Here is a 7,319-nt window from a genome sequence, read left to right on the forward strand (position 1 = left end):
CCCTGACATCGCTGCTAAAACGGCAACATAACGGGTACAGATCAAATGTTACAAAACATCAAGATCAGCAAGAAAGTCGCAAGCCTCACCTTGCTGTCACTGGTTGCGCTGCTTGTCATCTCGGCGCTTGAACTTTTCGCGCTGCGGGAAGCCTTGCTTGAAGACCGCAAGGACAAGGTCAAAGCCACAACCACCATGCTCGTCACAGCGGCACAGTCCTATCAGGATCTTGTCGATAGTGGCGATCTTGATCAGCAAGAAGCCATCACCGAATTTTACCGGGTTGCTGCAGCGTCAAAGTTTGACGACGGTACAGGCTATTTCTTTGCCTACACCAATAAAGGCATCAACACGATGCACGCGGCGAACGCTGCCCTTGTCGGCAAGGACCTAAGCCAGCTTCAGGACCCGAGTGGCTCCTATATCATTCAGAACATGCTTGAAGTCGCAAAGGCCCCGGCAGGTGGTTACTTCACCTATTTGTGGCCCAAACCCGGCCACCCGGAAGAAGACCTGTTTGAAAAGCAGTCCTTTGCCGCAACCCTGCCTTGGGGTGACGTGATCGGGACCGGCATTTACATTGATGATGTCGATGCCGCCTTCTGGGAACAGGCGATTTTCGTTCTTGTCGTGATTGCCATCGTTGTTGCCCTCATGCTTGCTGTTTCCTTTGCGATTGGCCGCAACATCACGGTTGGCCTTGGCATTCTTTCCGCCCGCATGACCGAAATTGCCGGTGGCAAGCTTGAAGGCGAGATCGAAGGTCAGGACCGCGGCGACGAAGTCGGCGATATGGCCCGCACCGTTGTTGCCTTCCGTCAACAGGCGCTGGAAAACCAGGAACTCCAGAACCGTCAGAAGCAACTCGAAGCCCAGGCTGACAAGCAACGCCGTCAGGACATCACCGACATGGCTGACAGCCTTGAAGGCCGCGTCAAAGGTCTGATCCGCGCGATCACCGGCTCCATCACCGAGATGAAAACAGCCACTTCCTCGATGGAAGAAGCCAGCAACACCAACAGCTCGCTGTCTGCTGCTGTGGCCTCTGCCACCACCCAGACCTCGACCAACGTCCAGACCGTGTCTGCCGCAACCGAGGAACTGACAGCATCGAGTGACGAAATCGCCCATCAGATTTCCCAGTCGGCCGAGATCGCCAATCAGGCCAACGAACAGGCCACCCGCACCAACCAGACCGTCACCGGTCTTGCGGATGCGGCGCAAAAGATTGGCGACGTCGCCAAGCTGATCGGCGACATTGCCGAACAGACCAACCTGCTGGCCCTTAACGCCACCATCGAGGCGGCCCGTGCTGGCGATGCGGGCAAAGGCTTTGCCGTGGTCGCGAGTGAGGTCAAAAACCTTGCCAACCAGACCGCAAAGGCGACCGAGGAAATCAACCAGCAGATCCTGTCTGTTCAGAATGAAACCGGCGAAGCGGTTGAGGCGATCCGTCTGATTTCCGAAACCATCGCACAGGTTGCTGACAGCTCGACCGCAATCGCTGCTGCTGTTGAAGAACAGCACGCCGCTATCGGTGAAATCTCGCGTAACGTTCAACAGGCAGCCGACGGCACCAGCGAAGTGTCCCAACGGATCGAAACGGTGAATGAAAACGCCGGTCGCGTGTCCTCGGGCACCAGCCAGCTGGCCCAGTCGGCCGAGAAGCTTGTCGAAGAAGCACAGTCGCTTGATGAAGCGGTTGAAAGCTTCCTGGCTGATCTACGCAAACGTGCTACCGACTAGGCTATACCGTTAGTCAAACCATCCAAAAGGCTGGGGCTGAAATGCTCCAGCCTTTTTTGATTCTCACGTCACCCCCCGGGCGGAAAAGCCAACCGCAACAATACGTAAAGCCTTACCCTCCGCAAATTCCGGCGCAATCTCAAGGTTCGACGCACCGCACACCTACACTTTAGGCTAAGTAGGCTTGCGTCCCACGCAAAACTATACCATCATATTCGTATATTTTAACAAAACTGACCGCGTCCGGCGGAGGAACCCCATGCTCGGCAATCTCAAGATTGGCTACAAAATTATCGCCTTGTCCGTCATCGCCTTATTGGGCGTGATCGTCATCGGGGGCCTGCAGCTCTCGACACTGCGCGAATCCCTGCTCGAAGATCGCAAGGACAAGATCCGTTCCACCACCAACTACATCACCTCAATCGCCCAATCCTATCAGGACAAGGTTGATGCCGGCCTGCTCAGCCAGGAAGACGCCATCAGCCAGTTCTACGAGGTTGCTGGTGCCGGCAAGTACGACGGCAAGATCGGCTATTTCTTCGTCTTTGCCTCCAACGGCGTGACCGAAATGCATGGTGCCAACCCGGCCCTTGTCGGAAAAAGCCTGAATGACGCGCAGGATTCCCAAGGTAACTATTTCATTCGCGACCTGATTGCCGTGGGCAAAAATCCCGGTGGCGGTTTTTCGTCCTATCACTGGCCGAAGCCCGGTCAGGATGAAAAGCTGACCTTCGAAAAGCTGTCCTTTGCCGAACCCCTGCCCTGGGGCACTATCATCGGCACCGGCATTTACATTGATGATGTTGATGCCGCGTTCCGCGAACAGGCGACCTTTGTTATCATCATCGGCATTGTCATCCTACTGATCATGACCCTTGCTGGTCTTGCGATTGGCCGCGACATCACCGGCGGCCTTAAAACCCTGTCTGCCCGCATGCGGGTCATTGCCACCGGCGACCTCGAAGGCGATATCGAAGGTCAGGGCCGCAAGGATGAAGTCGGTGACATGGCACGCACCGTGGTGTCCTTCCGCGAACAGGCAATCGAGAACATCAAGCTTCAGGAAAACCAGCGTGAAATGGAACATCAGGCCGAGGAAAATCAGCGCAAGGCCCTGATGGAAATGGCTGATTCTCTTGATGCCAAGGTCAAGGGACTGATCAGCTCGATCTCGAAATCGATCAAGGACATGCAGTCCGCGACCGACGAAATGCGTGACGCCACCAACATGAACAGCGAACTGTCGGCAGCTGTGGCCTCGGCCACCACACAGACATCGGGCAACGTTCAGACCGTTTCTGCTGCGACCGAGGAACTCTCTGCCTCTTCTGATGAAATCGCCCAGCAGATCGCAAACTCGGCCAACATCGCAAACCGCGCCAATGACGAAGCCACCCGGACCAATGAAACCGTGACGGGCTTGTCCGAGGCAGCCCAGCGCATCGGCGATGTCGCAAGCCTGATCGGTGACATCGCCGAACAGACCAACCTGCTGGCCCTTAACGCCACCATCGAGGCCGCCCGTGCTGGTGATGCTGGCAAAGGCTTCGCCGTGGTGGCGAGCGAGGTAAAAAACCTCGCCAACCAGACCGCCAAGGCGACCGAGGAGATTAACCAGCAGATTCAGGCCGTTCAGAACGAAACCAGCGAGGCCGTCGATGCCATCCGCCGGATTTCGGAAACAATCGCCCAGGTCGCCGACAGCTCAACCGCGATTGCGGCTGCGGTCGAGGAACAGCACGCCGCCATCGGTGAAATCTCGCGCAGTGTGCAACAGGCAGCTGACGGCACGCGCGAAGTTTCCGAACGCATCGAGACGGTCAATGACAATGCTGGCAAAGTGTCTTCGGGCACCAACCAGCTTGCCAGCACTGCCGAAAAACTGGTCTCTGAGGCCGTTGCGCTAGATAACGCGGTCGAGGCCTTCCTCGACAATTTGCGCAAAAGCGCAACCAAATAAGCGCACATCAAAACAACAACCAATACGACACGCGCAAACAAAGCCGCCCCGGATCATCTCCGGGGCGGCTTTTCTTTTAACGCGTTGGCGCAGCGCAGGTTACGGGCGCTTGGCTTCGATCTCGATTTCGATGGTCACCGGATCGCCAACCTGGGACGTATCGGCCCACTGGCCCTGCCCGACGCCAAAGTCGGTGCGGTTGATGGTGACCGTGCCCTTGGCTTCCGCTTCGTTGCCTTTGATCTCAAGGTCGAACGGCAGGGTCACTTCGCGGGTCACGTCACGGATCGTCAGATCGGCAACCGCTTCATATTTGCCCGGTGCGATTTCGCTGAACGACTTGGTGGCGAACTTTGCGGTCGGCCATTGTGCCGCGTCAAACCAGTCAGGTGAAACGATCTGGCTGTCGCGGTCGCCATTCTCTGTATCGACCGACGCAATATCAATCAGCACCTCGACCGACGAACCGGCAAGATCATCGGGGGAAAACACGATCTCGGCCGTAAAGGATTTGAATTCGCCTTCGAACTCGGCACCAAGCTGCGTGCCCTTGAATTCGATTTCGCTGTCATTGGCCTCAACCACCCATGGGTCGGCCGCATGTACAGCGCCTGAGAAACCGGCAAGTGTGGTGGCGAGTGCCAGTGCGGGCAGCATTTTGCGTTTCATCTGAGACATATCAGTTTTCCTCGATTTTGCCGGGCAACATGCGGCGCAGCGTTGCGTCGCGATCCCAGAAATGATGTTTGAGTGCGGCCAAAATATGAACACCGACCAAACCGGCAATCGCCCAGGACAGCAACCAGTGCGCTGTGCGCAATGTTTCAAACAATTCCTGATTGGGTGACACAAGGTTTGGCAGGGTAAACAGGCCAAAGACACTGACCGGATAGTTCGCAGCCGATGACATGGTCCAGCCCGTCAACGGCATGGCAAACATCAGCAAATACAAACCCAGATGCCCGGCCTTTGCCGCCAGACGTTCAATCTGCAAGTCACTCAGTTCTTTGGGGGTTTGTTCGCTGTGGCGCCAGATCACGCGCAGGATCACAAGTGCGAGCACCGTCACACCAAGCGACTTGTGGCGCGAAATCCATTCAAGCTTCTCCATACCCAGCGGCAGGAAATCCATATACCAGCCGATGGAAAACACGCTGATCACCAAAAGCGCCATCACCCAGTGGATGGTCTTGGTCACCGCGCCAAAGGCCTGTTTCGTACTCCGAAGTGTCATAACCGGCTTCCCTCACTGCCAGCCCGGATTTACGCCGGGTCCTGCCCAATCTTCATCGGGCCTGAAATATGATGTGCGCTGCAACACACCGGCCACAGCGCACACCAGAAATCGACAACAGGCCGATTATTTCTGCTTTGCGAACTCGGAAGAGATCTGCAGAGCAACGTCGTCGCCAACGCCACCAACAAGGTAGTTCATGCCGTATTCAGAACGGGTCACGGTACCGGTCGCCGAGAAGCCGACAACTTCGTCACCAGTCATCGGGTGCTGACCTTCACCGGTCAGGGTAACGTCAAGAACCAGCGGCTTGGTTTCGCCAAGGAAGCTCAGGTTACCGGTAACGGTTGCGGCATTGTCACCAACCAGCTCAACCGAGGTGCTGGTAAAGGTCGCGGTCGGGAAGCTTTCAACATTGAAGAAATCAGCGGTCTTCATGTGGTTATCAAGCGCTTCAACACCGGTATCGATCTGGTTAAGATCAATGGTGATGGTCGCCGAGGACGCAGCCGGGTTTTCACGGTCAAGGGTCAGCTCACCGGTGGTGCCGCCAAAACGACCCTGGAAGTTCGAGAAACCCAAGTGGTTGACGATGAAGATGACACTGGTGTGTGACGGATCAAGCGTATAGGTGTCTGCTGCCTGCGCGGAGAAAGCCGCACCCGAAAGACCAGCAGCAACCGCCAGCGCAACGCCGGCCTTTTTAATCGACTTAAACATTTTAATTTCCCTCATGTTCACAAGGTGCAAGCAAACGCTGCACCGCAATAAATCGTGAACCGAGGATGACAGGCACACTGCTTCCCCTCAAGCCAGCGAAACCGCAACATATATTTTCGCATATGGAAACAATCACAAAAACATCTGCCATATTCTTGACAATTTGGGCCCAATCACCCTGCTCCCACTGACCGTGTGGATAAGGGTTTTCCGCCATTTGTTGGTATCTGGCACGATCCACCCAACAAAAAAGCTGACCGCAATTGCGATCAGCTTGTTTCCAATCCGGGGCGGGTCCGCGTTGGGCCGACCTTATGGCTGTTCCGGTGCGGCCTGGCCTTGCGGTGCGGATTCGCCGCCTTCGCCCTCGGCATTGGCCGGATCAAGACATTCCTTAAGCCAAACATCATAGACCGGATGTTCAAGCGCTGACAAACCCGGGCTTGATGCAAACATCCAGCCTGAAAACAGCGGGGCGCGTGTGGCATTGCCATCATCACGAATGTCGGCAATATCAAGGAAGGTCGCACTTTCCGGGCGCTCTTCCGGCGGGGTTCGGTAGCAGGCATCAACCCGAATTTCGAGTGTGCCAAAACGCGTGACCTGGCCAACTGGCACTTCAAAGGTCGAAATACGGGCGGTGATTTTATCAAGCCCCTGCAGCTGGGCAATCGGGGCCGGGCGATAATCAAGCGCCGAAGACGCTGTTCCGATCATTGCACATGTCGAACAAATCGCGGCAATCGCAAAGGATCGTTTCATTGTGGTCTTCAGTCCTGTTTGTCGCTTTTATCGTCGGTATGATACGGATTGTGCAGTTCGGCCACCAGATCACGCATCACATTTCGGAATTGTTCTTCGTCACAGCCCATCAGAAGCGCATCTTCAAGCGCATCCTGCATGATCTCGCGCAGTTCGCCGAAATTGTCATTGAGAACCTTGATCTTTTCCACGCATGAAAGCGGCGAGCCATCGCTGGCCTGCCAGGTGGGGAAGTGATCAACATTTTCGGTCTTTTTCATCAACCGCTCCGACATTCTGTGCAAGACGGGTATTCGATAAGCTTACCCTGCCCATGCTTCGTATCTGCGTCGCACCTTGGTGCGCAAACCCGGCAAAATCATGGCCGTCAAAAATGACGGTCAATCACGATCAGTCCGTCAATCAATTATCGCTGCTGGTCGAGGAATAAATAACCTGACCAATCAGGTCCTCAAGGTTTACCGAGCCTTGGGTAAACTCGATCTCGCCACCGGCTTCGATCATGTCGATATCCCCGCCCGGCTCAAGGGCGACAAACTTGCCGCCCAGCAACCCATCGGATGCAATCTTGGCAGAACTATCAAGCGGCAGCGCCAGATCCGGCTGCACCGACATTTTGACAACCGCCATATAGGTATTGGGATCAAGTTCCTGTGCCGTTACCGTGCCAACCTTGACCCCGGAAACACGGACATCATTGCCCACAACAAGACCGTCAATCCGGTTGAAGCTGGCCATGATTTCATAGCCTTCCACCGTATTGATCCCGGCGCGTGAATAGGAATAGGCCGCAAATCCGACCGCAACTGCGATCACGGCAGCACCGGCAATGGTTTCAATCAGTCTGTTGCTCATCGACCTTATCCGTTCTGTATCTCTTTGAGACTTAGGGTCAGG

At 55.6% G+C, this 7,319-nt stretch carries 8 protein-coding genes; 2 read left to right on the forward strand and 6 right to left on the reverse strand.

All coding sequences use genetic code 11. The annotated features are described in order from the left end of the window. Positions 1 to 45: 45 nt before the first annotated feature. Complete coding sequence (locus tag CMO10_RS19730; RefSeq protein ID WP_297025172.1) at positions 46 to 1,746, forward strand: methyl-accepting chemotaxis protein; 1,701 nt, start codon at positions 46 to 48, stop codon at positions 1,744 to 1,746. A 259-nt stretch (positions 1,747 to 2,005) separates the two neighbouring features. Next, complete coding sequence (locus tag CMO10_RS19735) at positions 2,006 to 3,706, forward strand: methyl-accepting chemotaxis protein (protein ID WP_297025173.1); 1,701 nt, start codon at positions 2,006 to 2,008, stop codon at positions 3,704 to 3,706. Positions 3,707 to 3,805: 99 nt separating this feature from the next. Here the strand turns inward: CMO10_RS19735 and CMO10_RS19740 are convergent, their stop codons facing one another. From CMO10_RS19740 to mlaD, 6 genes are all read right to left on the reverse strand, one after another. Continuing rightward, on the reverse strand, positions 3,806 to 4,384 hold the full coding sequence (locus CMO10_RS19740) for a YceI family protein (protein ID WP_297025174.1): 579 nt from the start codon (positions 4,382 to 4,384) through the stop codon (positions 3,806 to 3,808). A gap of 1 nt (position 4,385) precedes the next feature. After that, positions 4,386 to 4,940, reverse strand: a complete 555-nt coding sequence (locus tag CMO10_RS19745) for a cytochrome b (RefSeq protein WP_297025176.1) — start codon at positions 4,938 to 4,940, stop codon at positions 4,386 to 4,388. Between the two features lie 126 nt (positions 4,941 to 5,066). Continuing rightward, the gene (locus CMO10_RS19750; RefSeq protein ID WP_052657592.1) at positions 5,067 to 5,660 is read right to left on the reverse strand and encodes a YceI family protein; all 594 of its coding nucleotides are present in this window, start codon (positions 5,658 to 5,660) and stop codon (positions 5,067 to 5,069) included. Between the two features lie 312 nt (positions 5,661 to 5,972). After that, positions 5,973 to 6,422 (reverse strand): DUF2155 domain-containing protein, encoded by a 450-nt coding sequence (locus CMO10_RS19755; RefSeq protein ID WP_297025179.1) that lies wholly within the window; start codon positions 6,420 to 6,422, stop codon positions 5,973 to 5,975. 8 nt (positions 6,423 to 6,430) lie between these two features. Beyond that, positions 6,431 to 6,682, reverse strand: coding sequence for a hypothetical protein (locus CMO10_RS19760; protein ID WP_044828644.1), 252 nt, complete (start codon positions 6,680 to 6,682; stop codon positions 6,431 to 6,433). A 142-nt stretch (positions 6,683 to 6,824) separates the two neighbouring features. Then, a complete protein-coding gene (gene mlaD / locus CMO10_RS19765; RefSeq protein ID WP_297025181.1) occupies positions 6,825 to 7,277 on the reverse strand; it encodes an outer membrane lipid asymmetry maintenance protein MlaD in 453 nt (150 codons plus the stop codon). Positions 7,278 to 7,319 lie beyond the last annotated feature (42 nt).

It is taken from the genome of Thalassospira sp. (assembly GCF_002709775.1).
GTDB lineage: Bacteria > Pseudomonadota > Alphaproteobacteria > Rhodospirillales > Thalassospiraceae > Thalassospira.

Excerpts from the sequence above, each read along its gene's own strand:
- CMO10_RS19745 (WP_297025176.1), bottom strand. The coding sequence starts at position 4,940 with ATGACACTTCGGAGTACGAAACAGGCCTTTGGCGCGGTGACCAAGACC.
- CMO10_RS19740 (WP_297025174.1), bottom strand. The coding sequence starts at position 4,384 with ATGTCTCAGATGAAACGCAAAATGCTGCCCGCACTGGCACTCGCCACC.
- CMO10_RS19760 (WP_044828644.1), bottom strand. The coding sequence starts at position 6,682 with ATGAAAAAGACCGAAAATGTTGATCACTTCCCCACCTGGCAGGCCAGC.
- CMO10_RS19735 (WP_297025173.1), top strand. The coding sequence starts at position 2,006 with ATGCTCGGCAATCTCAAGATTGGCTACAAAATTATCGCCTTGTCCGTC.
- CMO10_RS19750 (WP_052657592.1), bottom strand. The coding sequence starts at position 5,660 with ATGTTTAAGTCGATTAAAAAGGCCGGCGTTGCGCTGGCGGTTGCTGCT.
- CMO10_RS19755 (WP_297025179.1), bottom strand. The coding sequence starts at position 6,422 with ATGAAACGATCCTTTGCGATTGCCGCGATTTGTTCGACATGTGCAATG.
- CMO10_RS19730 (WP_297025172.1), top strand. The coding sequence starts at position 46 with ATGTTACAAAACATCAAGATCAGCAAGAAAGTCGCAAGCCTCACCTTG.
- mlaD (WP_297025181.1), bottom strand. The coding sequence starts at position 7,277 with ATGAGCAACAGACTGATTGAAACCATTGCCGGTGCTGCCGTGATCGCA.